The sequence below is a fragment of the Pseudomonas sp. GW821-FHT02B10 genome, from assembly GCF_059421865.1.
Genome location: NZ_JBWKVU010000006.1, coordinates 248080 through 273714 on the forward strand (window position 1 = coordinate 248080; position 25635 = coordinate 273714).

Below are 25635 nucleotides of genomic sequence, written 5' to 3' on the forward strand. Positions count from 1 at the left end.
TTTGTCTGTAAGGGGTTAAATCCCCATGTTGCCGAGAGTTTGCACGATGTTGCGCAAAGTGCCGGCAATGGCGGGGTGTTCAAGCTCGAAGCGTTCGACGGCGAGGTTGACCCCGTCGGCCAGGCTGGTGTCCTGGGTGGCGTTTTCCAGTTTGAGCTCGAGCTCGATCTGTTGCATCAATTCCTGCAGATTGGCGCGTTCTGCTTCCGAAAGCGGTGGGTTCTGCTCCAATTGCTCGCGCAGGGTATTGAGCTGTTCTTGCAGTTCGCGGGCAGGCATGGCGTTCTCCCTTCATTGATAGGCACAGCCATGGACCGCGCCGATTCGCTAAAGGTCCATGTCTGAGCCTTAGCGTAATCCACTCGCGGGCAATGTGCATGATCTTGATCAAGTCAGGGTTTTTCACCTTTCTGGCGACGCTGGCCGATATCGGCCAGGCAGGTTGGCAGCTCGCCCAGATGGTCGATCACCGAGTGCACGCCGAGGCTGAATAGATGCAGGGTGGCCTTGCCACGCTTGAGCTCGCGCTCCTGCTGGCTCAGTGCCTGCCATTGCGTCGGACTCATGCCGCAGAGCGAACCGCAGGATGCCAGGCCGATGGTCCACAGGCCGGCGTTGAGGCCAGATTGCAGCAGGCGCGGTTCGCCGCTAACCAGCACGCAGCCGTCCAGGCGGCTGACATTCAGGGCCATCAGCGCCTGCCAGCAGGCATCGGGAGCCGGCCAGCGGGAGCCTGTGTTGGGGGAGGGGGTGAGCCAGTCGGGTAGTGAACTTGCCAGGTGCTGGCTGAGGGGGGCGGGCAACTCGTCGAGCCAGGCGCAGGGCACGCCCTGGTGTTGCAGGCTGTGCAGAATGTCCAGGGCGCCGTGAGTGGCGTGGGCCTGTTCCAGGACCGGGTGGTCGGCGCTATGCAGGCGCATCCGCGCACCGAAATCCACCAGGCAACCGCTGAGGCCAAAGAGCACGGCGGTCAAGGTGGGGGCGGATACAGGCAAGGCTTCGGCGTGAGGCATCGTGACGTCCCTGAAATACCTCACAAGAGTATCGACGACAGATGACCGTTGGATGACATCCCTGTGAACAGGCCATGCAAACGAGGGGGAGAGGGTGAAGCACTGCACCAGTGCTGCATAAATGGATATATCCGACTTATACTAGCGCGCTTACCGCCAGGGCATAGCGCCCGCGACAGTACAATCCAAGGAGTTTCTGCTATGCGCTGGAGCAATCGTCTCGCTCAGCTTATGTGTGCCGGCATGCTGCTGGTACCGGTTTTGGCCCACGCTGCGGAAGACGATCCGTGGGAAAGCATCAACCGCCCGATCTTCACGTTCAACGACACCATCGACACCTATGCGCTGAAACCTCTGGCGCAAGGTTATCAGGCAGTAACGCCGCAATTTCTCGAAGACGGCATTCACAACTTCTTCCGTAATATCGGTGATGTCGGCAACCTGGCCAACGATATCCTGCAAGCCAAGCCCCATGCCGCTGCCGTCGACACCGCGCGGCTGTTGATGAACACCACCATCGGTGTGGCGGGTTTCTTCGATGTGGGCACCAAGATGGGCTTGCAACGTAACGATGAAGACTTCGGCCAGACCCTGGGTTACTGGGGAGTCGGCAGTGGTCCTTACGTGATGCTGCCGTTCTTCGGTCCGAGCACCCTGCGCGATGCGCCGGCCAAGTATGTGGATAGCTTCACCGACGGTTACCGTTATGTGAACGACGTGCCGGTGCGTAACAGCGTGTTTGCCCTGGAGGTCGTCGACACCCGCGCGAGCCTGCTGTCGAGCGAGAAGCTGATCAGTGGCGACAAGTACACCTTCATTCGCAATGCGTACCTGCAGAACCGCGAATTCAAGGTCAAGGACGGCAAGGTCGAAGACGATTTTTAAGCGACCTGTCCATGAAAAAGGCGGCCCTTGGGGCCGCCTTTTTTGTTGATCTTAGAATCAGCTCATCTTCAGGATTGTAAGGCCAAGTTTCTGGCCCTTGCCTTCCAGCTCGGTGACCCAGACCACTTCGGTGTCCGCTTCCAGTCCCCTGAGGGCGGCGTGCTCGGAGTCGATACGCACGCTGAGCAGGTCGCCGACCTTGAATGAGCGCGGAGCCTGAACCTGCATGCCACTGCTGGAAAGGTCGATGCAGACGGCCGCAATCACCTGGCCCTGGTGGATTAGCGTGACCTCTGCATCCACCCGCATGCGGATGTAATCGCGCTTTTCACTGTAGTCACGATCGTTTGGGCTCATAGGCTCCAACCTGCGTTTAAGTTGCGGATTTGCCTGTTCTTATAACTCCCGGTGATTTGAGGTGTAAAGACGTCCGGCGACCATCGGCATGAGCTTGAAACGCCCCGCGGATGGGAGTACCGTCTGCGCCTTAGAAGGGCACCTCTGATGGTCGAGCGTGCAGGGCTACGGGCCCTGACTCCATTTCCAGAGTGGCTAGAAAGCGAATCCAGTAGTGTGTGTCCAGGCCTCGTGCCCAGCCACCTACGCCAACCTAATTCTGGCGCCGTTTGCCCACATGCCAAAAACCAGTGCCACGCTGCTGATAATCGATGACGACGAAGTAGTGCGCGCGAGCCTCGCGGCCTATTTGGAAGACAGTGGCTTCAGCGTCCTGCAGGCCAGTAACGGTCAGCAGGGACTTCAGGTGTTCGAGCAGGAAAAGCCCGACTTGGTGATCTGCGATCTGCGCATGCCGCAGATGGGCGGCCTCGAACTTATCCGTCAGGTAACCGACATCGAACCGCAAACCCCGGTCATCGTGGTTTCCGGTGCCGGTGTGATGAACGATGCCGTCGAGGCCTTGCGCCTGGGCGCGGCGGACTACCTGATCAAGCCGCTGGAAGACCTCGCGGTGCTGGAACACTCGGTGCGCCGGGCCCTGGATCGCGCGCGCCTGTTGCTGGAAAACCAGCGCTACCGGGAGAAGCTGGAAGCCGCCAACCGCGAGCTCGAAGCCAGCCTGAGCCTGCTGCAGGAAGATCAGAACGCCGGGCGCCAGGTGCAGATGAACATGCTGCCGGTGAGCCCATGGACCATCGATGAGTTCAAGTTCGCGCACCAGATCATTCCGTCGTTGTACCTGTCCGGCGATTTCGTCGACTACTTTCGTGTCGACGAGCGCCGCGTAGCCTTTTACCTGGCGGATGTTTCCGGGCATGGCGCGTCTTCGGCCTTTGTCACGGTGCTGCTCAAGTTCATGACCACGCGCTTGCTGTTCGAGTCCAAGCGCAACGGCACTTTGCCGGAATTCAAGCCGTCGGAAGTCCTGGGCCATATCAACCGTGGCCTGATCAGCTGTAAGCTGGGCAAACACGTGACAATGGTCGGTGGCGTCATCGACGAGGAGACGGGCTTGTTGACCTATAGCATTGGCGGACACCTGCCATTGCCTGTGTTGTACATGCCAGACAGTGTGCGTTACCTGGAAGGGCGGGGTCTGCCGGTAGGCTTGTTCAATGAAGCCACCTATGAAGACCACATTCTGGAACTGCCTCCGAGCTTCAGCTTGACGCTGATGTCTGATGGCATTCTGGACCTTTTGCCGGAACCCACACTCAAAGAGAAAGAGGCCGCCTTACCTGAACGGGTGAGAACGGCAGGCGGCAGCCTGGATGGCCTGCGGCAGGTTTTTGGATTGGCCACGCTAGGGGAGATGCCGGATGATATCGCCCTGTTGGTGTTGAGCAGGAATCTTTAATGAGTACCGGTAGAATCCAGTTCGCCGAGCAGGACGGCACCTTTGTCCTGAAGTTTATCGGTGAAGTGCGCCTGACCCTGTGTTCGGCGCTGGATGCGACTATTGAGCGAATCTTCACGGCGCTGAACTTCTCGGCGATCGTGATCGACCTGACCGAAACCCGCAGCATCGACAGCACCACCCTGGGCCTGCTGGCCAAGCTGTCGATCCTGTCGCGGCAGAAGGTCGGCCTGTTGCCGACCGTCGTCACCACCCACGAAGACATCACCCGACTACTGCAATCCATGGGCTTCGATCAGGTGTTCAACATCGTTGACCGTCCGATCCCATGCCCGGAATGCCTGACCGACCTGCCATCCCAGGACCAGTCGGAAGAGGTGGTGCGGCTCAAGGTGCTGGAGGCGCACAAGATCCTCATGGGCTTGAACGATTCCAACCGCGAGGCTTTCCACGATCTGGTGAATGCCCTGGAACGCAATTGATCCTATAAAGCGGCAGCACATAAAAAAGGGCGAACCCGTGAGGGTCCGCCCTTTTTGCGTTGGCGCTCGCTCGATCAGAGTTTGGCGGCCAGCAGTGCCTCGAGTTTTTCCTGGTCGCGGGCGAACTGACGGATGCCTTCGGCCAGTTTTTCGGTGGCCATGGCGTCTTCGTTGGAGGCCCAGCGGAATTGCGCTTCGTTCAGGCTCTGGCGAGCTTCGCCAGCGTGGCCGGGCGCCAGTTTGCGCTCCAGCTTGCCGGTGTCGGCGGCCAGTTTCTCGATCAGGTCCGGGCTGATGGTCAGACGGTCGCAGCCGGCCAGTTGCTCGATCTGGTTCAGGTTGCGGAAGCTGGCGCCCATGACCACGGTCTTGTAGTCATTGGCCTTGTAGTAGTTGTAGATGCGGGTCACCGACTGCACGCCCGGATCGTCGGCGCCGGTGTAGTCGTTGCCGCTGGCCTTCTTGTACCAGTCATAGATGCGGCCCACGAACGGCGAGATCAGGAACACCCCGGCCTCGGCGCAGGCGATCGCCTGGGCGAAGGAAAACAGCAGGGTGAGGTTGGTCTGGATGCCTTCGCGTTCCAGCTGCTCGGCGGCACGGATGCCTTCCCAGGTGGAGGCGATCTTGATCAGTACACGCTCGCGGCCGATGCCGGCCTTGTCGTACAGCTCGATCAGGCGATGGGCGCGCTTGAGCATGGCATCGGTGTCGAACGACAGGCGGGCATCCACTTCGGTGGAAATGCGGCCGGGGATCACTTTCAGGATTTCTTTGCCCACTGCGACGCCAAAACGGTCGCTGGCCAGGCCGACATCGCCCTTGACGTCACTGACGCAGGCGTTCAGCAGCTCGGCGTAACCCGGAATGGCCGCGGCCTTGAGCAACAGGGAAGGATTGGTGGTGGCGTCTACCGGTTTTACCCGGGCGATAGCGTCGAAGTCGCCGGTGTCGGCAACCACGGTGGTGAACTGCTTGAGTTGTTCCAGCTTGGAAGTCATGAGAGTGCTCTGTCCTGTGGGTCTGTTGACATTACCCGAGCGCTGACAGCCGCTCAAGGGTGCGAATGCGTAACCGGATGCCTAAACGAGCCCCAAGGGCGACAACCTGAAAAACAGGTGTTTGAATGCTGGGGCGCTATCCGTTTACTACGATGCCAAAACACCCATCAGGTTCAACCCGAGCGACTGTTAGCGACCTTCGAGTAACTGTCCGGCCTGATCCAGCAGCGCCAGCGGATCCTTGGCCTTGTGAATGTCCACCGAGAGCAACTGGCGGAACTTGCGCGCTCCCGGAAAACCGGTGCCCAGCCCCAACACATGGCGAGTGATGTGGTGCATGGCGCCGCCCGTGGCCAGGTGCCTGGCGATATAAGGTCGCAACTGCGCCAGCGCCTCGGCCCGGGAAATCACCGGTGCGGTGCTGCCGAACAACTGCTGATCCACCTCTGCCAGCAGGTAAGGGTTGTGATAGGCCTCGCGGCCCAGCATCACCCCGTCGAAAGTCTGTAGATGCTCATGACAGGCTTCCAGGGTCTTGATGCCGCCGTTGAGGATGATCTCCAGCTCGGGGAAATCCGCTTTCAAGCGTGCCGCCACGTCATAACGCAGGGGAGGAATGTCACGGTTTTCCTTCGGCGACAGCCCTTCGAGAATCGCGATCCGCGCATGCACGGTAAAACTGGTGCACCCAGCCTCGCGCACCTGGCCGACGAAATCGCACAGTTGTTCATAACTGTCGCGGCCATTGATGCCGATCCGATGCTTGACCGTCACCGGAATGCTCACCGCGTCGCGCATCGCCTTCACGCAATCGGCCACTAGGCCCGGGTGCCCCATCAGGCAGGCGCCGATCATATTGTTCTGCACCCGATCGCTCGGGCAGCCAACGTTGAGGTTCACCTCGTCGTAACCATGCTCCTGCGCCATCCGCGCGCAAGCCGCCAGATCCGCCGGCGTACTGCCACCCAACTGCAACGCCAGGGGATGCTCGGACTCGTCGTGACGCAGAAAACGCTCATGGTCGCCATTGAGCAACGCACCGGTGGTGACCATCTCGGTGTAGAGCAGGGCCTGCTTGGACAGCAGGCGCAGGAAGAAGCGGCAGTGCCTGTCAGTCCAGTCCATCATCGGCGCCACGGAGAAGCGGCGGGAGAGGGCTGGCGAGGCAGTTGGAGCAGGAGATAAGAGCATTGGGCAATCTGGATGGGTGAGGCGAAGGAGGGGAAGTTTATCAGGAATGGAGTTCCGGGGTTGCAAGGGCGCGCGTATCAGGAGGATGAATGGTCTTCGGTTCCTATATTCCGGTCGGTTGTATGAACAACGGCAGGCTAATAAAAAGCGGGCGATCTTAAGGTCGCCCGCTTTTTATGTGTGATTCGATAGCCGCATGGCTAGGCGAATGTTCGCTGCATTTAAATCACTTGAAGCTGTCCGCCAGTTCCCTGGCCCGATTCCCGGCCTCTCGCCGCGCCACCTGATCCACCTCATGCCCCAGGATGGTCTTTTCCACGATCAGCGCGTGGACCTGGGTGACGCCGATGAACTTCAGCCAGGCCTCGACATAGGGCTTCTGGAAGTCAAAGCGTTCCGCAGGCGTGTCGGATAGCGGCGAGAAGTCGAGGCCGCGGGCGTAGGCGACGACTGCGGTTTTGTTGTGCAGCAGGCCGCGCAGGCCGTGTTCGGCGGTGAAGCTGAAGAGGATGTCTTTCTGCGTGACCAGGTCGATGAAGTGCTTGAGCTTGTAGGGGATGCTGTAGTTCCACAGGGGTACGGAAAGTACCAGCAGATCGGCGTGGTGCAGGTGGGCGGCGAGGGTTTCGAGGGTGTTCCAGGCGTCTTGCTGGTCGGGGGACAGGGCCATGCCTTGCAGGCCAGCGTACTTGGCGTCCATGGCGTGCTGGTCGAATTCCGGCAGGTCCAGGCTCCACAGGTCCAGGGTGCTGACTTCGGTGTGTGGATGGTGGGTCTGATAGCGGTCGATAAAACCTCGGGCGATTTGTTGCGAGGCGGAGCGCTCTTTGCGGGGGGAGCATTGGATATGCAGCAGGCGGGTCATGACGGCATCTCGGATGAGGAATGCCGACATTGCAACATAGCGATTTACGGAATATAAATTGTAAATAAATGGCTGATTGATCACGTATCTTTATATGTTCGATGTTCTGTTGCTCAAGACCTTTGTAACGGTGGTGGACGAGGAAGGCTTCAGCCGTGCCGCCGAACGGCTGCACCTGACGCAGTCGGCGGTCAGCGGGCATCTGCGACGCCTGGAAGAGCAGGTCGGCAAGCCGCTGCTGACCCGTACCACGCGTTCCCAGCACTTGACTGCCGATGGCGAGCGCCTGATGGCCTATGCGCGAGCCATCCTCGCCTTGAACCGCGATGCCTGGGCCGAGCTGACGCGTTCGCCATTTCACGGCCGGGTGCGAATCGGCATGTCCGAGGACTTTGTCGAGCCCCGCCTGCTGCGCCTTTTGCAGGAGTTCGCGGCGCAGTATCCGGGCATGGAAATCGATATACAGGTGAATATTCCCGGCACGCTGCTGGAGCGCATGCAGCAGGGCGGCCTGGAGGTGGTCATAGGTTCGCTGTGTGAAACCCGTGAGCCGGGCCTGCTGTTGTGGCAGGAACCGCTGGTATGGGCCAGTTCCGCGTATCTGGTGGGTCGCTTGCCGACTCCGCTGCCACTGGCGCTGTTTCCCGAGCCATGCCCTTATCGGGCGGTAGCCCTGCAGCGTCTGGCGCAAGCAGGAATCGCCCAGCGCACGGCAATGCTTTGCCCGAGCACTGCGGCGTTGCGCACGGCGGCCCTCTCCGGGTTCGCGGTGGCGCCGATAGCCACCAGTCAGTTGGGGCAAGGGCTTGCGGTATTGGGGGCTGAGCATGGCTTGCCGGTGCTGCCTGACGCGGAGTTTCGGCTGTTCACGGCCAAGGATGCCGATCAGGGCATAGTGGCTGCGTTGTCCCAGGTGATAGTGGCGTATTGTGCGGCGCGGCGGCTCTAGCCGTCGGCTTCAGCGACGCGACTGCCCGAGGGGCAGTCGCTTGAGCGGAGTTCAGAGATCCAGGCCTTCCTGGATCACGGACAACAAGGTGTCTTCATTGAGTTCGAGCGGGTCCGGCCTGGATTTACCGGAGCCGGGAACCGTCTGGATCAGCCAGTGCCCCTCTCCATGTTCGCTGCCGTTGCGCAGCAGGTAGCGTTCAGGGCCTTTGCCGTGGATTTCGACACGCCCGGCGCCACCCGTGGTGAAGCGGGCGATGGGGTCGAGGAGGATGCTCTGGTGGTTGCCCTCGATCAGCAGTTGATCGATGGCATAGTTGAAGGTGGCGCCAGAGGGGTGGCTCTCGAACACGCGAGTGGGGACGCGCCGGATATTCAGCCCGACCTCTGAAAGTGGAGTCAGCCAGGTCTCGACCTGGTGGTACATCTCATAGACCTGTGCAGGCCACAGCTCGATGGCCTTGTCTGCCGAGATGTCTTCCTTGGCCCAGCTGTCCTGTTTTTGTTTCAGCCTTGCGGCGAGTTCATCGACCTTACTCATTCCGACTTCCTATCGTGATGTGAGGGTAAGTGTAGTCTCGGAAGGTACTTTACCTTGGCGGAGGGTGGCCAGCGATTCATGACCCTCTGCTGGATGCCGATGTTTGTATTGTGGCAGGGTGTTTTTTATATATCCCTGATGAGCATCAGAAAAATGCTCTACATTTTCAGACGTCGCCACCCTGAACTGTCCGCTATTACCTCTTAGGATTGGCCGGCCCGGCTGCATTGGATGCCTTACCCTGCCAGGATGATGCTTTGCCTATCCCGATTCACGATCCTCACCATGCCTCCGATCGAACCTTGAAACGGCTTCCGCTGCTCAAGGCTGCGGTGGTATTCATTTCGATGGTTTGCCTGTGCCTGTGCGGCCTGCTTTATCTGCAACTGGCGCAGTCCTATCACTATGATATGGCGCGGGCGCAGGTCGCCTCGTCGAACCTGACCCGGGCCATGGCGCAACAGGCCGAGGACACCTTCATCGAGGCCGACCTGGTGCTGGCCAGCCTGGCCGACTGGATTCAGAAGGATGGTTATGGCCCTGAGCAGAAGCCTTTCCTGCAGAAGATCTTTGCGCAGAGGGCGCAAGCGCTCAAACAGCTGCATGGCCTGTTCCTGTTCGACCGGGCGGGGCATTGGGTGGTCACCTCGTTCGAGCGCTTGCCACGCAGCGCAGGCATGGCCCATCGCGATTACTTCCGCTTTCATCAGCAGAACGCTTCCTTGCTGGCCCACGTCGGGCCTGCGATCCGCAGTCGGGAAAACGGCGAGTGGATCATTCCGCTGACGCGGCGCCTGAACGACAAGCAGGGCAATTTCGAAGGCGTGCTGCTGGCCGGTATCCGGCTGGCCTATTTCGACCAGTTCTTCAAAAGCTTCGACATCGATGACAACGGCAGCATGTTCCTCGCCCTGTCCGATGGCACCCTGCTGGCGCGGCGTCCGCTGGAGGAGCGGCAGATCGGCGCATCCCTGGCGCGCGGGGAAATTTTCAGCAAGTACTTGCCTGAGTCTTCTTCGGGCACTGCGATGATTCGTTCGCTGGTCGACAGAAAGATGCGGCTCTACGGCTATCGGCAACTGGACGCCTACCCGCTGGTGGTGAGCGCGGCGAGTTCGAAGGATGCGGTCCTCAAGGACTGGTACGCCAGCGCCTACCAGTCCAGCGCCATTGTCGCCCTGGTGGTATTGGGGATCGGCTTGTTCGGCTGGGTCTTCGTGCACCAGGTACGCAACGGCGAGCGTATCGAGGCCGACCTGCGGACCGCACAGGCGGCGCTGGAGGTGATCGCGACCCATGACAGCCTGACCGGCCTGGCCAATCGTCGGCTGCTCGAGCGGGCGTTGGAAACCGAGTTCGGGCGCGGCGGGCGGCAGGCGAGCCCGCTGAGCCTGATCATGCTCGATATCGATTTCTTCAAGCGCTACAACGACACCTACGGCCATGTCGCCGGGGATCAGTGCCTGGCGGAGGTGGCGCAGGTGCTGAGGGATTGCTGTCAGCGCAAGGCCGACCTGGCGGTGCGGTATGGCGGGGAGGAGTTCGTGATCCTGTTGCCCGATACCGAGATACACGGGGCGCTGGCCATGGCCGAGCAGATTCGCTACGGCGTCATGGAGAAAAACATCCCGCATACCGGCTCGCCCTTTGCACGAGTCACCCTCAGCCTGGGTTGCTACTGCTTCGTGCCGAACGGGCACGACAGCATCGAAGCGTTCCTCGAGCACGCCGATGCCGCGCTGTACCAGGCCAAGAAATCCGGACGCAATCAGGTGGCGATCGAGAGCGTCAGCCAACTGTTGGCTCGCTCGGATCGCTGATTGCTCGTTGTCCTAATTCGGGTAATCCAGCGGCTGTTCGAGACGTTGTCTCACTCCGGTCCATGACGCACGATTCCTGCCTGCTTCGCCTCCGGATGCAGGATTGCGTTGCGCGTCTTCTGGTTGATAGGGCAGGTTTTTCCGGCAGCGGAGGCGGTCCATTAACGGGCTGTTTCGAGCAGGGATATTGGCCAAATCAATTGTCGGTTCGGGGCTTTTATGGCTTATACATAGCGCCGATACGCGACACCTCATGCATAAGGACAACTCCATGAGTCAGCCCCACCTGATGAACTTCGCGCTTTACCTGCAACGGCTCGGCTACGACAGCGCGCCGCCGCCGAGCCTGGCGACCTTGCGCGAGTTGCAGTTGCGCCACACCAGCACCTTCGCTTTTGAAAGCCTGTCGACCCTGTTGCGCGTGCCGGTGCCGATCGACCTGGCTTCGGTGGAGCACAAGGTCCTGCATGAGGGCCGTGGCGGCTACTGCTACGAACTCAACCAGATGTACCAGGTGCTGTTGCAGCACCTGGGCTATGAGACGCGGGGCATTACCGGGCGAGTGGTGATGGGCGGGCCGGAAGATGCCTGGTCCGCACGCGCTCACCGCCTGGTGCTGCTGACCCTGGACGGTGTGCGTTATGTTTCGGATGTCGGCTTTGGCGGCATGGTGCCCACCGCGCCGCTGCTGCTCGATACCGAGGACGAGCAGGCCACGCCCCACGAGCCCTATCGCATCACCGAGCGTGATGGCAGTTACACCCTGCGCGCCAAGGTCGCCGGCGAGTGGCGGGCGATGTATGTATTCGACCTGCAGCGCCAGGAGGCCGTGGATTACGAAATGGGTAACTGGTTCGTCTCGACCCACAAGAACTCGCCGTTTCTCGGTCAGCTGAAAGTCGCGCTGATGGGCGAAGGCCTGCGCCGGACCCTGAATAACGGCAGCTACGCCGTGCATCGCCTGGGCCAGGACAGCGAGCGCCGGCAGATCACCGACCCCGACGAGTTGATTGCCCTGTTGCGGAACGAGTTCGCCATTCGGGTACCGCAGCATCCGCGGCTGCGAGAGGTCCTTGGCGAATTGCTCGCGCTGCCGCAACCGGCCTGATCGGTCCGGGCTTCAGGGTTCCTCGGTGTCGAGGTCGATAGTCAGATAGAAATAGTCGATATCCCCCCAGGCTTCGCGGCGATCGACGAAGGTTTCCGCCGACCCCATGAACAGGCTGTAGCCCAACTGGCTGCGCGGGTCGCGGTAGAAGCCAGGCGGCGCATCCCAGACACAGCAGGAGCGCCGCAGGGGCGGCATCCGGAACTGCTCGCTCAGGTAGCGTTCGGCGGCCTGGGCATCACGCCCCGCCAGGCGGTAGGTGGCGCGCAGCGGCTTGGTCTGCAACTCGGGTTCGGCGTGACATTCGAGGAACTCGATATAGGCGGGTTTGTTGCCGATCCGTGCCAGGAAATCGCCGCAGACCGGCGCGGCCTGGGCGCCGGACGCTAGCATTAATAACACAGGGCCGATCAGGATCGAGAGGCATCTGTTCACGTGGCGATTCCTTCCAGGCTGAGCACTCTTTTGCTGAGCAAAGCCCCCAGGCAGCTCAGGGGCAGCGCCATAAAGGCATCTGCTCATAACCATCCTTCAGCTGGCGGTGATACGTCCAGTGAGTCAGCAGCGCAATCAACGCACTGTCCAGCAGCCAGAGCGGCATCAGCAGGCGCAAGGCCGGGTGAAGGCAAAGTACACCGGCGATCGACAACCCCAGCAGCAGGCTGCTGAACCAATTGGCCAGGCCTTTGGCGCAGAGCAGGGCGTACAGCGGGGTAAACGCCAGCGCCATGGGCAGAAAGCCGAATATCGCGCCGCCGGCGACGAATAGGGCAAAGGTCCCCAGGCCAGCCCAGAACCCTTGCCACAGGCTGTCGGTGAAGCTGGCGCTATACATGGCCAGGACAAAACCCTGCAAGGCCACGACCGTGCGGAAGCTGCCATAGGCGAGGCTGAAGCTATTTCGGAGATGATTCATTCGATCGCTTCCATGCGCGGACGGAGGGCGTCACCTGTGTGGGCGCCGCGGGGGCTGGGATTCTATCAGGGTGGTTGTCTGGGGCGGGGGTCGGCGGGAAAAAGGCGGAGGCTGGCTATCAGGTTTTGCTGGTTTATGAGGTTGGGCGGCGCTGAATAAAGTGTATACAACTCTATAGACATTTGTCCCGACTGTTGAATACAGTGTGCCCATAACAAAAACCAGGGAACCCCCCAACCATGAAAACGCCCTCTGTTTCACCGCAACGGCCTGAAGATGAAAACCTGGGTCTTGGCGCGAATATGGCTTACGGCCTGCAGCATGTCCTGACCATGTACGGCGGTATCGTTGCGGTGCCTTTGATCGTTGGCCAGGCCGCCGGCCTGGCGCCGGCGGACATCGGTCTGCTGATCGCGGCGTCGTTGTTCGCCGGCGGTCTGGCGACTCTCCTGCAAACCCTCGGCCTGCCGTTTTTCGGCTGTCAGCTGCCGCTGGTCCAGGGCGTGTCCTTCTCGGGCGTGGCGACCATGGTGGCGATTGTCAGCAGCGGTGGCGAAGGGGGCTTCCAGTCGATTCTCGGGGCGGTGATCGCCGCCTCGCTGATCGGCCTGCTGATCACTCCGGTGTTTTCGCGCATCACCAAGTTCTTTCCGCCGCTGGTCACGGGCATCGTGATCACCACCATCGGCCTGACCCTGATGCCAGTGGCGGCGCGCTGGGCCATGGGTGGCAATAGCCATGCGGAAAACTTCGGCAGCATGGCCAATATCGGCCTGGCGGCGATCACCCTGGTCTTGGTGTTGCTGCTGAGCAAGATCGGTAGCGCGACCATCTCCCGGCTGTCGATCCTGCTGGCCATGGTGGTGGGCACGATCATCGCGGTGTTCCTGGGCATGGCCGATTTCTCCATGGTCACCCAGGGGCCAATGTTCGGCTTCCCGACACCCTTTCATTTCGGCATGCCGACTTTCCATTTCGCCGCCATCCTGTCGATGTGCATCGTGGTCATGGTGACCCTGGTGGAAACCTCGGCCGACATCCTCGCGGTGGGTGAGATCATTGACACCAAGGTCGACTCCAAGCGCCTGGGCAACGGCCTGCGCGCCGACATGCTGTCGAGCATGATCGCGCCGATCTTCGGCTCCTTCACCCAGAGCGCCTTCGCGCAGAACGTCGGGCTGGTGGCGGTGACGGGGATCAAGAGCCGTTATGTGGTGGCCACCGGCGGGGTGTTCCTGGTGATCCTCGGCCTGCTGCCGTTCATGGGGCGGGTGATCGCCGCCGTGCCGACCTCGGTGCTCGGCGGGGCCGGTATCGTGCTGTTCGGCACCGTGGCGGCCAGCGGTATCCGGACCCTGTCCAAGGTCGACTACCGCAACAACGTCAACCTGATCATCGTTGCCACCTCGATCGGCTTCGGCATGATTCCCATCGCCGCGCCGAACTTCTACGACCATTTCCCGAGCTGGTTCGCCACCATCTTCCATTCCGGCATCAGCTCCTCGGCGATCATGGCCATCGTGCTGAACCTCACCTTTAACCACTTCACCCTGGGCAATTCGGACCAGCAATCGGTGTTTGCCGTGGCGTCCGAGCGCACCCTGCGCTACCAGGACCTGGCAGCGTTGCGTGAGGGCGATTATTTCAGCGGCGGCAAGCTGCACGATGCCGAGGGCAACGAGATTCCGGTGGTGGATACGTCCCATGGGGAGCATTCTCCGGCTGCTCATCAGGCGTCGTCCCATGCCTCGGGCGCGGTCGAAACCAGCAAGGTCTAGGGCCGGCCGAGTCGCCAGGCTGGACGCAATCAATCCGGCCTGGCCGGCTAGCTACTCTGCGACTCGGTCTGGCAGCCCTTGGCGGACCAGCGCCAAGGCGAACAGCACCACCACGGCGGCTGCCGCCGACAGCGTCAAGGGCAGGCCGTGGGCGCCACCGCTCATGGCTGCACCGCTGAGCAAGGGGCCCAGCAGGCTGCCGATCCCCCACAACAAGCCCGCGCTGGCGTTGGCCGTGACCAGATCAGGGCCGCTGAACTCCTGGCCGATCAGGATGATCGCCAGGGTGTACACCCCGCCGGCCGCCGCGCCGAGTATCACCAGGCTCGGCCAGAGCAGCGCCGGGTAGTTCATCAGCAGTGGCAGCCCCAGGCCGATCACCAACGACACCACGCCGCAGCCCAGGTAGATGGCGGCGCGCCCGGCCTTGTCCGACAGCCAGCCCAGAGGAAACTGGAACGCCGCATCCCCCAGCAGAATGATGCTGACCATCAGCGCCGCGAGCTTGATGGCGTAGCCGTGAGTCGCGGCGTAGACCGGAAACAGCGAGAGAATCACCGTATCGAAGAAGGCGAAGAACAGGATACCCACGCACAGCGCTGGCGCCACCCGGATAAAGCCCAGCACCGAGAAGTTCTGGTTTTCTGCGTGTCCGGCGGCGGGGCGCTGGCGTGGCAAGGTCAGCCAGATCACCGCAATGGCCAGCAGGTAACCGGTGCTGACCGTGGCAATCACCGCTGGACCTTCGGTGCCGAGCAGGGCCACCAGGCCGGGGCCGATCATCTGGAACACGGTGAAACAGGTGGTGTAGACCGCGATCACTCGTCCGCGCACGGTGTCCGCAGCCATCTCGTTGACCCAGGTTTCTCCCAGGATGATGATCAGCCCGGCGCCGAAGCCCATGACGATCCGCGCCAGCCCCAGGCCGGTCAGGCTGATTTCGGGGAGTTCCAGGGCGCCGATGCTGAGGGCGCACAGGCTGAAAAACAGTAGGTAGATCTGCCGGCGGCTGAGTTTCCGGCACAGGCCGTTCACCAGGAAAGCCGACAGCATCATGCCGGCGGCGGGAAGGGCCGACATGATACCGATCTGGGTGTTCGAGGCACCGGCCTGGTACAGGCGCAAGGCAATGACCGGCACGGTGGAGCCGATGCTCAGGCCGACAATCGAGATGCCGAGGATCAGCGCGGCCAACAGGGTTTTATTCATGGAATACACCTGCACCCGATGGGGCGGGTGCTTAAAGACGGTTTGTTGTGGCGCGGCGCTTTTGCTCGGGCAGGGTTGCGGTTCGGCATACGCGGGCGTAGGTCGGGCCGGGGTTCTGCGGTGCAAAGCGGCGGATGGGGCAGTGCGCGGCGAACAAGCGCTGCCGCTGTATCAGGTCCGCGCCGGCTTCAGGCGCAACGGTGGGGTTCAGGCGTGAGGGGAGAAGGTGAAGGCGAACAGCACGCTGCGGCGGCGTCGATTGATCGCGCAGTCGGATTGCGACACCGCGAAGGTCTGCGATGGGCTCATCGAGAGAAAGCTGTGAGGGGGCTGTGCGGGGAAAAACATGAGTCGTGACGGCTGGCGTGAGAAGGGGCACAGCCTACTTCAGGCGCTGGCGCCAGGCAATCGGAGACAGGCAATCGGAGACAGGCTGCAGCACAAACGCGTATCCGCATGCCGGTCTGGCATGCGCTGAATCGATCTTGGGGGAGGGTGACGCTGAACTGATTCGCCGCAGGAGCAGGGCGCTCCTTGAAGTGTTGCTGGCCAATCAGTGTAGGAAGATGGCTCCACGACCTGGACTCGAACCAGGGACCCAGTGATTAACAGTCACTTGCTCTACCAACTGAGCTATCGCGGAATGCGGCGTATCTTACTGATTAAGAAGGAGAAGTCAAGCATCCCCAAATAATTTTTCGCTTGAGTGAGCCTGGTCGACCCTGGCCATTGTGCCAATCCGCGGCTATTTGGCCGTTGGCGGTTACCGGAATCGCGGCACAGGTCTACCATGGCGCCCCGGCAGTGGTTTCACGCGCTCCCGGCTTCCAGCCGAAAAGGTAACGCTCATGACCCTGTTCAAGTTTTTACCCGCCACACTGCTTGCCCTGTCGCCTCTGCCTGAGGAGGTTTTATGAGCATCGAGCAGATCAGCCTGCCCAAAGGTGTCGGTCCCCAGGCCATGAAACTGTGGGATGCCATTACTCAGGCCGGATCGGCCGCTGAACTGAACCGCGCGGGTGGCAAGGCCGAAGGTTTTGTCCTCGGGCTGGAAAGCGCCAAGGCCATCAAGAGCCAGGTCGCCGAGTCGCTGTACGTGGCCTTCGATGATGCCGCCAGCCAGCGCAGCGCTGAACTGGCCGGTTGAGCGTTCTCAGCCGCCGAAAGTGAAGGTGCCCAGCATGAGCTTCGCGGCCAGCGAGGTGGCGGCCAGTTGCACCAGCCACAGCGCCAGGCCGCCGAAAAATACCCCCAGGGAAATTTGCAGGACCAGGTTCCTTTCGCGTTTCTGCGGGCGGGGGAAGTGGTCCAGTTCGTCGCGGTCGGCTCGCAGGTCGTCGTGTCTCATGGGGATTCTCGATAGGGAAGCGATGGGGAAGAAGGCAAGCTGGATTCAGTCTAGTGGGCATCGGGCTGCGAGGGCGGCCCACAAAAAAGGGGGAAGCCTTCAGGCTTCCCCCCTTTTCACTCACCGCGCCTGGCTCAGATCACCTGGATGATGGCCTTGGTCACAACGTCGATGTTGTTCTGGTTCAGCGCGGCCACGCAGATGCGGCCGGTGTCCAGGGCGTAGATGCCGAACTCGTTGCGCAGGCGCGTCACTTGATCGACGGTCAGGCCGGAGTAGGAGAACATGCCGCGCTGACGGGCCACGAAGCTGAAGTCGCGCTGTGGCGCGCCCTTGGCCAGCAGGTCGACCATCTGCAGGCGCATGCCGCGGATGCGCAGGCGCATTTCGGCCAGTTCGGCTTCCCACTGGGCGCGCAGTTCCGGGCTGTTGAGCACGGCAGCGACGATGCTTGCACCGTGGGTCGGCGGGTTGGAGTAGTTGGTGCGGATCACGCGCTTGACCTGCGACAGCACGCGCGCGCTTTCTTCTTTCGATTCGCTGACGATCGACAGGGCGCCAACGCGCTCGCCGTACAGCGAGAACGACTTGGAGAACGAGCTGGAGACGAAGAAGGTCAGGCCCGATTCGGCGAACAGGCGCACGGCGGCGGCGTCTTCGGCGATGCCGTCACCGAAGCCCTGGTAGGCCATGTCGAGGAACGGCACCAGGTTTTTCGCCTTGATCACCTGCAGCACGTTTTTCCAGTCTTCCGGGCTCAGGTCGACGCCGGTCGGGTTGTGGCAGCAGGCGTGCAGGACCACGATCGACTGGGCTGGCAGGGCATTCAGGTCTTCCAGCAGGCCGGCGCGGTTCACGTCGTGGGTGGCGGCGTCGTAGTAGCGGTAGTTCTGCACCGGGAAACCGGCGGTTTCGAACAGCGCGCGGTGGTTCTCCCAGCTTGGGTCGCTGATGGCCACGACCGCGTCAGGCAGCAGCTGCTTGAGGAAGTCGGCGCCGATCTTCAGCGCGCCGGTACCGCCGACGGCCTGGGTGGTGACCACGCGACCGGCGGCCAGCAGCGGCGAGTCGTTGCCGAACAGTAGCTTCTGCACGGCCTGGTCATAGGCGGCGATACCGTCGATCGGCAGGTAGCCACGGGAGGCATGTTGAGCGGCGCGGATCGTCTCGGCTTCGACAACGGCGCGCAGGAGTGGAATTCGCCCCTCCTCGTTGCAGTAAACACCGACCCCCAGGTTGACCTTGTTGGTACGGGTATCGGCGTTGAATGCTTCGTTGAGGCCCAGGATAGGATCGCGTGGTGCCATTTCGACAGCGGAGAACAGGCTCATTATTACGGCGGCTCTGAATGGAGTGTGGAGGGACGTGTCGCGCTCCAGCCGAATGCACTAGAGCGGTGCACAAACGGGGAGCTAGTATAGAGGCACATCACTGCGCGCGGCGACAGCTGAAAGGGCTTTTCCGGCAAGTTTTTCGGTTTATTTTTCGACCGTTAGTCTTATTGCAACGTCAAAGTCGTACAGGGCCCAGGGACCTTTGCCTTGAAAGCTGTGGAATTTGCCTCCACATCCAGCACAATCCAGTATTTTCCCGGCGACGCTCGTCGTTTGTGGTCTTTCTCGTTCCTGTGCGGCGGCGTCGTGCTGGAGTGAACCCAGAGGTACGTTATGTCTGAATTCCAGCTAGTCACCCGCTTCCAGCCCGCCGGCGACCAGCCGGAGGCCATCCGGCTGATGGTCGAGGGCATCGAGGCCGGGCTGGCGCACCAGACGCTGCTCGGTGTGACCGGCTCGGGCAAGACCTTCAGCATCGCCAACGTGATCGCCCAGGTACAGCGACCGACCCTGGTACTGGCGCCGAACAAGACCCTGGCCGCGCAGTTGTACGGCGAATTCAAGGCGTTCTTCCCGAACAACGCGGTGGAGTACTTCGTTTCCTACTACGACTACTACCAGCCGGAAGCCTATGTACCTTCGTCCGACACCTTTATCGAGAAAGATGCCTCGATCAACGACCATATCGAGCAGATGCGCCTGTCGGCGACCAAGGCGCTGCTGGAGCGCAAGGACGCGATCATCGTCACCACGGTGTCGTGCATCTACGGCCTGGGCAGCCCGGAAACCTATCTGAAGATGGTGTTGCACGTCGATCGCGGCGACAAGCTCGACCAGCGCGCCTTGCTGCGCCGCCTGGCCGACCTGCAGTACACCCGTAATGACATGGATTTTGCCCGCGCCACCTTCCGGGTGCGCGGCGATGTGATCGATATCTACCCGGCGGAATCCGACCTGGAAGCAATCCGCATCGAGCTGTTCGATGACGAGGTGGAAAGCATCTCCGCTTTCGACCCGCTGACCGGCGAAGTGATCCGCAAGCTGCCGCGTTTCACCTTCTATCCCAAGAGCCACTACGTGACGCCGCGGGAAACCCTGCTGGATGCCATCGAGGGGATCAAGGTCGAGTTGCAGGAACGCCTGGAGTACCTGCGCAGCAACAACAAGTTGGTGGAAGCCCAGCGCCTGGAGCAGCGCACCCGTTTCGACCTGGAGATGATCCTCGAGCTGGGTTACTGCAACGGCATCGAGAACTACTCGCGCTACCTGTCCGGACGGCCTGCCGGGGCGGCGCCGCCGACCTTGTATGACTATTTGCCGGCGGACGCCTTGCTGGTGATCGACGAGTCCCACGTCAGCGTGCCGCAGGTTGGCGCCATGTACAAAGGCGACCGCTCCCGCAAGGAAACCCTGGTGGAGTACGGTTTCCGCCTGCCCTCGGCATTGGACAACCGGCCGATGCGCTTCGACGAGTGGGAAGGGGTCAGCCCGCAGACGATCTTTGTCTCGGCCACGCCGGGCAACTATGAAGCCGAGCATGCCGGCCGCGTGGTCGAGCAGGTGGTGCGCCCGACCGGCCTGGTCGACCCGCAGGTGGAAGTACGTCCGGCGCTGACCCAGGTCGATGACCTGTTGTCGGAAATCACCAAGCGCGTGGCCGTGGAAGAGCGGGTCCTGGTGACCACCCTGACCAAGCGCATGGCCGAGGACCTGACCGATTACCTTGCCGATCACGGTGTGCGCGTGCGTTATCTGCACTCGGACATCGACACCGTGGAGCGGGTCGAGATCATCCGTGACCTGCGCCTGGGCACCTTCGATGTGCTGGTGGGGATCAACCTGCTGCGCGAAGGCCTGGACATGCCGGAAGTGTCGCTGGTGGCGATTCTCGATGCGGACAAGGAAGGTTTCCTGCGCTCCGAGCGCTCGCTGATCCAGACCATCGGCCGGGCCGCGCGTAACCTCAACGGCCGGGCGATTCTCTACGCCGACCGCATCACCGGTTCCATGGAGCGGGCGATTGGCGAGACCGAGCGCCGTCGCGACAAGCAGATTGCCTTCAACCTGGCCAATGGCATCACCCCCAAAGGCGTGTTCAAGGACGTCGCCGACATCATGGAAGGCGCCACCGTGCCCGGTTCGCGCAGCAAGAAGCGCAAAGGCATGGCCAAGGCCGCCGAGGAAAACGCCCGCTACGAAAACGAACTGCGCTCGCCCAGCGAGATCACCAAGCGCATTCGCCAGCTCGAAGAGAAGATGTACCAGTTGGCCCGCGACCTGGAGTTCGAAGCCGCGGCGCAGATGCGCGACGAAATCGGCAAGCTGCGCGAGCGCTTGCTGACGGTTTGAGCCTCACCTGTAGCCGCTGCCGCAGGCTGCGATCGGCCGGTACGGCCGTGGCGGTATCACTACCGCTGAAGGTCCTTCGGACCTATCGCAGCCTGCGGCAGCGGCTACAGCGGTTACCCTGGCAAGTCAGTGCGCTTCCCCGGCCTTGATCCCGGCCGGCAGCGCCTTGGTCAGCAGAATCGCCAGCATGCTGACGCCCAGGGCGATCCCGACAAAATGGAAGGCGTCGTTGTAGGCCATGATCAGCGCCTGCTGGTGGGTGATTTCGCTGAGCTTGCCGAGGGCGGCGGTATCGCTGCCGAACTTCTCGGCCAGGGTCGCCAGGCGTTCGGCCACTTGCGGGTTGCTCGGCACTATGGATTCGCGCAGGTAGTCGAAGTAAGTCTTGGTCCGCGCATCGAGCAGGGTCGCGAGCAGGGCGATGCCGATCGCACCGCCGAGGTTGCGCAGGATGTTGAACAGGCTGGAGGCCGAGCCGGCGTCCTGCGGCAGGATGTAGGCGGTGGCGATCAAAGAAATGGTGACCATGATCAACGGCTGCCCCAGGGCGCGGATGATCTGGATCTGGTTGAACTGCGGCCCGGCGAAGTCCGGGTTGAGCACCCCCGAAGAAAAACTCGCCAGGCCGAACAGGCCAAAGCCCAGGGTGCATAGCCATTTGGGCGAGATGAACTGCATCAGCTTCGGCACCAGCGGAATCAGGAACAGCTGCGGCACCCCCATCCACATGATCACTTCGCCGATCTGCAAGGCGTTGTAGTTCTGGATCTGCGCCAGGTACAGCGGCAACAGATAGATGGAGCCATACAGACCGACGCCCATGCCCAGGCTGGAAATGCTCGACAGGCCGAAGTTGCGGTTGCGCAGGATGCCCAGGTTGATCAGCGGGTTGGGCTTGGACACCTGGACAATGACAAAGGTGATCAGGCTCAGCAGGGCGATGCTGCCCAGGCTGACGATCAGGTTCGATTCCAGCCAGTCCTTGCGGTGACCTTCCTCGAGAAACACCTGCAGGCAACCGAGGCCGACCCCCAGAGTGAGAATGCCGGCGTAGTCGGTGCTTTTCAGCAGCTCCCAATGGGCTTCCTTCTTCTCCAGGCCATAGAGCAGGCCGGCGATCATGATCAGGCCGGGCGGGATGTTGATATAGAAGATGTATTCCCAGCCCCAGTGCTCCGTGAGCCAGCCACCCAGGGTCGGGCCGATGGACGGGGCGAAGGTGGCGGTCATGGCGAACATGGCCATGCCCTTGGCGCGATGGTGCTCGGGGAGCTTGATCAGGGTCAGGGTGAATGCCAGCGGGATCAGCGCGCCGCCGGTAAAGCCCTGCAGGGCGCGGAACACGATCATGCTTTCCAGGCTCCAGGCCATGGAGCAGAGCAGGGAGGCGATCAGGAAACCCGCCGACACCCAGGCCGCCAGGCGTCGCGCCGACAGCAGCTGCACCAGCCAGGCGGTGAGGGGGATCATGATGATCTCCGCCACCAGGTAGGAAGTGGAGATCCACGAGCCTTCTTCGAGGGTTGCCGACAGCGCGCCCTGGATGTCCTTGAGCGAGGCGTTGGTGATCTGGATGTCCAGCACCGCCATGAAGGCGCCGAGCATCACGCTCATCACCGCGATCCAGTCGCGCCGGGTCGGTTCGCCGACCGGGCGCAACAGTTGGTCACCGGCCATCGTTCGAGGGTTCTGGGTTCAGGGGCTGGATATTCACTTTGACAGTGACTGACATGCCCGGGCGGATCTTGCCGTGCAGCGGGTTGTCGGCGGCAAAGGTCAGCTTCACCGGAATGCGCTGCACCACCTTGGTGAAGTTGCCGGTGGCGTTGTCCGGCGGCAGCAGGCTGAACTGCGCGCCCGAGGCGGCGAACAGGCTGTCGACGCGGGCTTCGATCGGCGTGTCGCCGTAGGCGTCGAACAGCAGCTCGGCCTTTTGTCCCGGTTGCATATGGCCGATCTGGGTTTCCTTGAAGTTGGCCTGAACCCAGATGTCCTGGTCCGGCACGATCGACAGCAGATAGGCCCCAGCCTGCACGTACTGGCCGTTACGCGCCGCGCGCTGGCCGATCAGGCCGCTGATGGGGGCGTGGATTTCGCTGCGGGTCAGGTTCAGTTCGGCCTGGGCCAGGTCGGTGCGGGCGTTGGCGATCTGCGCGTCGAGGCGCTTGATCTCGGCACTCAGGGCATTGACCTGCTGGTGCTGGCCTTGCAGGTCGGCCTGGGCCTTGGCCACTTGCGAGCGGGCGATATGGTTGTCGGCGGACAGGGTGGTGACCCGCTCTTCCGAGACATAACCCGGCTTGCGCAGGGTTTGCGCGCGGGACAGGTCGATCTGCGAGCGCCCGAGGCTGGCCTGGCTGGAAGCCACCTGGGCTTCGCCGGCGGCGATCAGGCTGGCCTGTTGCGTGAGTCTGCTCTGGGCTTGCAGGCGTTCGGCCTCGCGGGTGGCCAGGGTAGCGTTGGCGCGATCCACGGCGAGGTGGAAATCATCGCCTTCGAGCCTGATCAGCAGCTGGCCTTTTTCGACGTGCTGGTTGTCCTGCACCAGCACCTCGTCGATGCGCGCGCCAAGCTGGCTGGAAACGCGGGTGATTTCACCCTGGACATAGGCGTTATCGGTGCTTTCATAAAAGCGTCCATGGAAAAACCACTGCGCCAGAAAGCCCAGGGCAATCAGCAGGACCAGAAACAGGAAAATAAACAGGCGACGCTTGAGTTGAACAGGCATGGGGCGGCAGGTTGCGCTCAGGTAAATGTAAGGAAATTTGTCAGAGGGCGAATCTGGCATACGGCCGACCAGTGGTAAATGCCACGGGCGGACAATCGATGGTTCGGCGGCCCGGGCGACTCGAGTGGCCTCAACCTTGGCTTAAATGCCCTGCTCACTGGAGCGGGGCCGGCATCGCCTGTTACCATTCGCCTCTTGTTTGATCTTCGCTTTTCATATTCTTTCCGAGACATGCCATGACCACCGTCCGCACGCGCATCGCGCCATCGCCTACCGGGGATCCCCACGTAGGTACCGCTTACATCGCCTTGTTCAACTACTGCTTCGCCAAGCAGCATGGCGGTGAGTTCATCCTGCGCATCGAAGACACCGATCAACTGCGTTCGACCCGCGAGTCCGAGCAGCAGATTTTCGACGCCTTGCGCTGGTTGGGCATCAACTGGAGCGAAGGCCCGGACGTAGGTGGCCCGCACGGTCCTTACCGGCAGAGCGAGCGTAGCGAGATCTACCAGAAGTACACCCAGCAGTTGGTCGACATGGGCCATGCCTTCCCGTGCTTCTGCACCGCCGAAGAGCTGGACCAGATGCGCGCCGAGCAGATGGCCCGTGGCGAGACGCCGCGCTACGACGGTCGCGCGCTTCTGCTGTCCAAGGAAGAGGTCGCGCGGCGCCTGGCCGCTGGCGAGCCGCACGTGATCCGCATGAAGGTGCCGAGCGAAGGCGTCTGCGTGGTGCCGGACATGCTGCGTGGCGATGTCGAGATCCCGTGGGATCGCATGGACATGCAGGTGCTGATGAAGACCGATGGCCTGCCGACCTACTTCCTGGCCAACGTGGTCGACGACCACCTGATGGGCATCACCCACGTATTGCGTGGCGAAGAATGGCTGCCTTCGGCGCCGAAACTGATTCTGCTCTACGAGTATTTCGGCTGGGAGCAGCCGCAGCTGTGCTACATGCCGCTGCTGCGTAACCCGGACAAGAGCAAGCTGTCCAAGCGCAAGAACCCGACCTCCGTGACCTTCTACGAGCGCATGGGCTTCATGCCGGAAGCCATGCTCAATTACCTGGGTCGCATGGGTTGGTCGATGCCGGACGAGCGCGAGAAATTCTCGCTGCAGGAAATGGTCGACAACTTCGACCTGTCGCGGGTCTCCCTGGGTGGGCCGATTTTCGATATCGAGAAATTGTCGTGGCTCAATGGCCAGTGGTTGCGCGACCTGCCGGTGGAAGAGTTCGCCAGCCGCGTGCAGACCTGGGCGCTGAACCCCGAATACCTGATGAAGATCGCACCGCACGTGCAGGGCCGGGTGGAAACTTTCAGCCAGATCGCACCGTTGGCCGGGTTCTTCTTCGCCGGTGGCGTGACCCCGGATGCCAAGCTGTTCGAATCGAAGAAGCTTTCGGGCGATCAGGTGCGGCAGTTGATGCAACTGATCCTGTGGAGGCTGGAAAGCCTGCGCCAGTGGGAAAAGGACAGCATCACCGCGACCATCCAGGCCGTGGTCGAATCCCTGGAGCTGAAGCTGCGTGATGCCATGCCGCTGATGTTCGCCGCGATCACCGGTCAGGCCAGCTCGGTCTCGGTGCTCGATGCCATGGAAATTCTGGGCCCGGACCTGACCCGTTTCCGCCTGCGCCAGGCCATCGACCTGCTGGGTGGCGTGTCGAAGAAAGAAAACAAAGAGTGGGAAAAGCTGCTGGGCGCGATCGCCTGATTCAGCCTGCTGATTCGCGGGAGCCGGCATGCTGGCTCCCACGGACCTGCGCAAGAAGTGAGATCGCGACCGTTGCTGGAGGGCGCAACGGTCGGCAAAAGCCCCGGATTTACGGGGGAGGGCGGTAAGTGATTGTTATGCCGGCAAATTTTTTTAAAAAAAGCTGAAAAAAAATTTGACAGCCTTCCGATACGCCCTTAAGATTCGCCCCGTCCTCACCGACGAGGGGCTATAGCTCAGCTGGGAGAGCGCTTGCATGGCATGCAAGAGGTCGACGGTTCGATCCCGTCTAGCTCCACCAATTTACAGTTCAAGGTCTGGCCACACCGGCCTTGAATCGATCAGTTCTCAGCGCTGATCAGTTGTTAGAAGGGTTTGCGTCCCCTTCGTCTAGTGGCCTAGGACACCGCCCTTTCACGGCGGTAACAGGGGTTCGAGTCCCCTAGGGGACGCCAGTTTTACAGAAGCGATGTTGCAAGATGTTGCTCCGCCGCGAGGCGAAAAATCTGGGGCTATAGCTCAGCTGGGAGAGCGCTTGCATGGCATGCAAGAGGTCGACGGTTCGATCCCGTCTAGCTCCACCAA

At 61.6% G+C, this 25635-nt stretch carries 24 protein-coding genes and 4 tRNA genes; 13 read left to right on the forward strand and 15 right to left on the reverse strand.

Going from position 1 to position 25635, the window contains the following annotated elements; all coding sequences use genetic code 11:
* Positions 1 to 15 precede the first annotated feature (15 nt).
* On the reverse strand, positions 16 to 279 hold the full coding sequence (locus tag AC07VU_RS16080; RefSeq protein ID WP_007926964.1) for a DUF4404 family protein: 264 nt from the start codon (positions 277 to 279) through the stop codon (positions 16 to 18).
* A 113-nt stretch (positions 280 to 392) separates the two neighbouring features.
* Complete coding sequence (gene pcrP, locus AC07VU_RS16085) at positions 393 to 1013, reverse strand: HAD superfamily inactivated hydrolase PcrP (RefSeq protein ID WP_274306089.1); 621 nt, start codon at positions 1011 to 1013, stop codon at positions 393 to 395.
* A 201-nt stretch (positions 1014 to 1214) separates the two neighbouring features.
* On the opposite strand from pcrP, the gene AC07VU_RS16090 reads away from it, so the two are divergent.
* Positions 1215 to 1898, forward strand: coding sequence for an MlaA family lipoprotein (locus tag AC07VU_RS16090; protein ID WP_007926966.1), 684 nt, complete (start codon positions 1215 to 1217; stop codon positions 1896 to 1898).
* A 57-nt stretch (positions 1899 to 1955) separates the two neighbouring features.
* Here AC07VU_RS16090 and AC07VU_RS16095 read toward each other — a convergent pair whose 3' ends face one another.
* Positions 1956 to 2255 (reverse strand): PilZ domain-containing protein, encoded by a 300-nt coding sequence (locus AC07VU_RS16095; protein WP_101337311.1) that lies wholly within the window; start codon positions 2253 to 2255, stop codon positions 1956 to 1958.
* 277 nt (positions 2256 to 2532) lie between these two features.
* On the opposite strand from AC07VU_RS16095, the gene rssB reads away from it, so the two are divergent.
* Positions 2533 to 3714, forward strand: coding sequence for a two-component system response regulator RssB (gene rssB, locus AC07VU_RS16100; protein ID WP_274306092.1), 1182 nt, complete (start codon positions 2533 to 2535; stop codon positions 3712 to 3714).
* Positions 3714 to 4196, forward strand: a complete 483-nt coding sequence (gene rssC / locus AC07VU_RS16105) for an anti-sigma factor antagonist RssC (protein ID WP_007926970.1) — start codon at positions 3714 to 3716, stop codon at positions 4194 to 4196. The genes rssB and rssC overlap by 1 nt, the downstream gene beginning before the upstream one ends.
* A 74-nt stretch (positions 4197 to 4270) precedes the next feature.
* On the opposite strand, the gene tal is transcribed toward rssC, so the two are convergent.
* The 3 genes from tal to AC07VU_RS16120 form a co-directional block, all read right to left on the reverse strand.
* Positions 4271 to 5197: a transaldolase gene (tal, locus tag AC07VU_RS16110; protein WP_007926971.1), complete on the reverse strand. Its 927-nt coding sequence runs from the start codon at positions 5195 to 5197 to the stop codon at positions 4271 to 4273.
* Between the two features lie 189 nt (positions 5198 to 5386).
* A complete protein-coding gene (gene dusA, locus AC07VU_RS16115; RefSeq protein WP_277588244.1) occupies positions 5387 to 6388 on the reverse strand; it encodes a tRNA dihydrouridine(20/20a) synthase DusA in 1002 nt (333 codons plus the stop codon).
* Positions 6389 to 6614: 226 nt separating this feature from the next.
* The gene (locus AC07VU_RS16120; protein ID WP_457275982.1) at positions 6615 to 7253 is read right to left on the reverse strand and encodes an FMN-dependent NADH-azoreductase; all 639 of its coding nucleotides are present in this window, start codon (positions 7251 to 7253) and stop codon (positions 6615 to 6617) included.
* A gap of 94 nt (positions 7254 to 7347) precedes the next feature.
* Between AC07VU_RS16120 and AC07VU_RS16125 the strand changes: the two genes are divergently transcribed.
* The gene (locus AC07VU_RS16125; RefSeq protein WP_101337314.1) at positions 7348 to 8202 is read left to right on the forward strand and encodes a LysR family transcriptional regulator; all 855 of its coding nucleotides are present in this window, start codon (positions 7348 to 7350) and stop codon (positions 8200 to 8202) included.
* 51 nt (positions 8203 to 8253) lie between these two features.
* On the opposite strand, the gene AC07VU_RS16130 is transcribed toward AC07VU_RS16125, so the two are convergent.
* Positions 8254 to 8742, reverse strand: coding sequence for a hypothetical protein (locus AC07VU_RS16130; protein WP_009043006.1), 489 nt, complete (start codon positions 8740 to 8742; stop codon positions 8254 to 8256).
* A 257-nt stretch (positions 8743 to 8999) separates the two neighbouring features.
* Between AC07VU_RS16130 and AC07VU_RS16135 the strand changes: the two genes are divergently transcribed.
* Together AC07VU_RS16135 and AC07VU_RS16140 are read left to right on the forward strand one after the other, a co-directional pair.
* Entirely contained in the window at positions 9000 to 10562 is a 1563-nt protein-coding gene (locus AC07VU_RS16135) for a sensor domain-containing diguanylate cyclase (RefSeq protein ID WP_274306103.1), read from the forward strand.
* 271 nt (positions 10563 to 10833) lie between these two features.
* The gene (locus AC07VU_RS16140) at positions 10834 to 11670 is read left to right on the forward strand and encodes an arylamine N-acetyltransferase family protein (RefSeq protein ID WP_274306104.1); all 837 of its coding nucleotides are present in this window, start codon (positions 10834 to 10836) and stop codon (positions 11668 to 11670) included.
* A gap of 12 nt (positions 11671 to 11682) precedes the next feature.
* On the opposite strand, the gene AC07VU_RS16145 is transcribed toward AC07VU_RS16140, so the two are convergent.
* Both AC07VU_RS16145 and AC07VU_RS16150 read right to left on the reverse strand, forming a co-directional pair.
* Positions 11683 to 12105, reverse strand: coding sequence for a DUF4952 domain-containing protein (locus AC07VU_RS16145; RefSeq protein ID WP_274306105.1), 423 nt, complete (start codon positions 12103 to 12105; stop codon positions 11683 to 11685).
* A 55-nt stretch (positions 12106 to 12160) separates the two neighbouring features.
* Entirely contained in the window at positions 12161 to 12586 is a 426-nt protein-coding gene (locus AC07VU_RS16150) for a hypothetical protein (protein WP_274306106.1), read from the reverse strand.
* Between the two features lie 239 nt (positions 12587 to 12825).
* Here AC07VU_RS16150 and AC07VU_RS16155 point away from each other — a divergent pair, with 239 nt between their 5' ends.
* Entirely contained in the window at positions 12826 to 14364 is a 1539-nt protein-coding gene (locus AC07VU_RS16155; RefSeq protein WP_087088548.1) for a nucleobase:cation symporter-2 family protein, read from the forward strand.
* Between the two features lie 51 nt (positions 14365 to 14415).
* Here AC07VU_RS16155 and AC07VU_RS16160 read toward each other — a convergent pair whose 3' ends face one another.
* Both AC07VU_RS16160 and AC07VU_RS16165 read right to left on the reverse strand, forming a co-directional pair.
* Positions 14416 to 15573, reverse strand: a complete 1158-nt coding sequence (locus tag AC07VU_RS16160; protein WP_274306107.1) for an MFS transporter — start codon at positions 15571 to 15573, stop codon at positions 14416 to 14418.
* A gap of 567 nt (positions 15574 to 16140) precedes the next feature.
* Positions 16141 to 16216 (reverse strand) — tRNA-Asn (locus AC07VU_RS16165).
* Positions 16217 to 16486: 270 nt separating this feature from the next.
* Here AC07VU_RS16165 and AC07VU_RS16170 point away from each other — a divergent pair.
* Positions 16487 to 16720: a hypothetical protein gene (locus AC07VU_RS16170; protein WP_007923734.1), complete on the forward strand. Its 234-nt coding sequence runs from the start codon at positions 16487 to 16489 to the stop codon at positions 16718 to 16720.
* A gap of 6 nt (positions 16721 to 16726) precedes the next feature.
* Here the strand turns inward: AC07VU_RS16170 and AC07VU_RS16175 are convergent, their stop codons facing one another.
* On the reverse strand, positions 16727 to 16921 hold the full coding sequence (locus AC07VU_RS16175) for a hypothetical protein (RefSeq protein ID WP_274306108.1): 195 nt from the start codon (positions 16919 to 16921) through the stop codon (positions 16727 to 16729).
* A 134-nt stretch (positions 16922 to 17055) separates the two neighbouring features.
* On the reverse strand, positions 17056 to 18252 hold the full coding sequence (locus tag AC07VU_RS16180) for an amino acid aminotransferase (RefSeq protein ID WP_274306109.1): 1197 nt from the start codon (positions 18250 to 18252) through the stop codon (positions 17056 to 17058).
* A gap of 336 nt (positions 18253 to 18588) precedes the next feature.
* Between AC07VU_RS16180 and uvrB the strand changes: the two genes are divergently transcribed.
* The gene (uvrB, locus tag AC07VU_RS16185) at positions 18589 to 20604 is read left to right on the forward strand and encodes an excinuclease ABC subunit UvrB (RefSeq protein ID WP_007923725.1); all 2016 of its coding nucleotides are present in this window, start codon (positions 18589 to 18591) and stop codon (positions 20602 to 20604) included.
* A gap of 126 nt (positions 20605 to 20730) precedes the next feature.
* On the opposite strand, the gene AC07VU_RS16190 is transcribed toward uvrB, so the two are convergent.
* Together AC07VU_RS16190 and AC07VU_RS16195 are read right to left on the reverse strand one after the other, a co-directional pair.
* Positions 20731 to 22281, reverse strand: a complete 1551-nt coding sequence (locus AC07VU_RS16190; RefSeq protein WP_476644206.1) for an MDR family MFS transporter — start codon at positions 22279 to 22281, stop codon at positions 20731 to 20733.
* A complete protein-coding gene (locus AC07VU_RS16195) occupies positions 22271 to 23332 on the reverse strand; it encodes an HlyD family secretion protein (protein WP_274306110.1) in 1062 nt (353 codons plus the stop codon). Before AC07VU_RS16195 ends, AC07VU_RS16190 begins: the two co-directional genes overlap by 11 nt.
* 236 nt (positions 23333 to 23568) lie before the next feature.
* Between AC07VU_RS16195 and gltX the strand changes: the two genes are divergently transcribed.
* The 4 genes from gltX (at position 23569) to AC07VU_RS16215 (ending at position 25634) form a co-directional block, all read left to right on the forward strand.
* Positions 23569 to 25050, forward strand: coding sequence for a glutamate--tRNA ligase (gene gltX / locus AC07VU_RS16200; protein ID WP_495030134.1), 1482 nt, complete (start codon positions 23569 to 23571; stop codon positions 25048 to 25050).
* Positions 25051 to 25275: 225 nt separating this feature from the next.
* Positions 25276 to 25351 (forward strand) — tRNA-Ala (locus AC07VU_RS16205).
* Positions 25352 to 25429: 78 nt separating this feature from the next.
* Positions 25430 to 25505: transfer RNA gene (locus tag AC07VU_RS16210), tRNA-Glu, on the forward strand.
* A 53-nt stretch (positions 25506 to 25558) separates the two neighbouring features.
* Positions 25559 to 25634: transfer RNA gene (locus AC07VU_RS16215), tRNA-Ala, on the forward strand.
* The last annotated feature ends 1 nt before the right edge of the window (position 25635 follow it).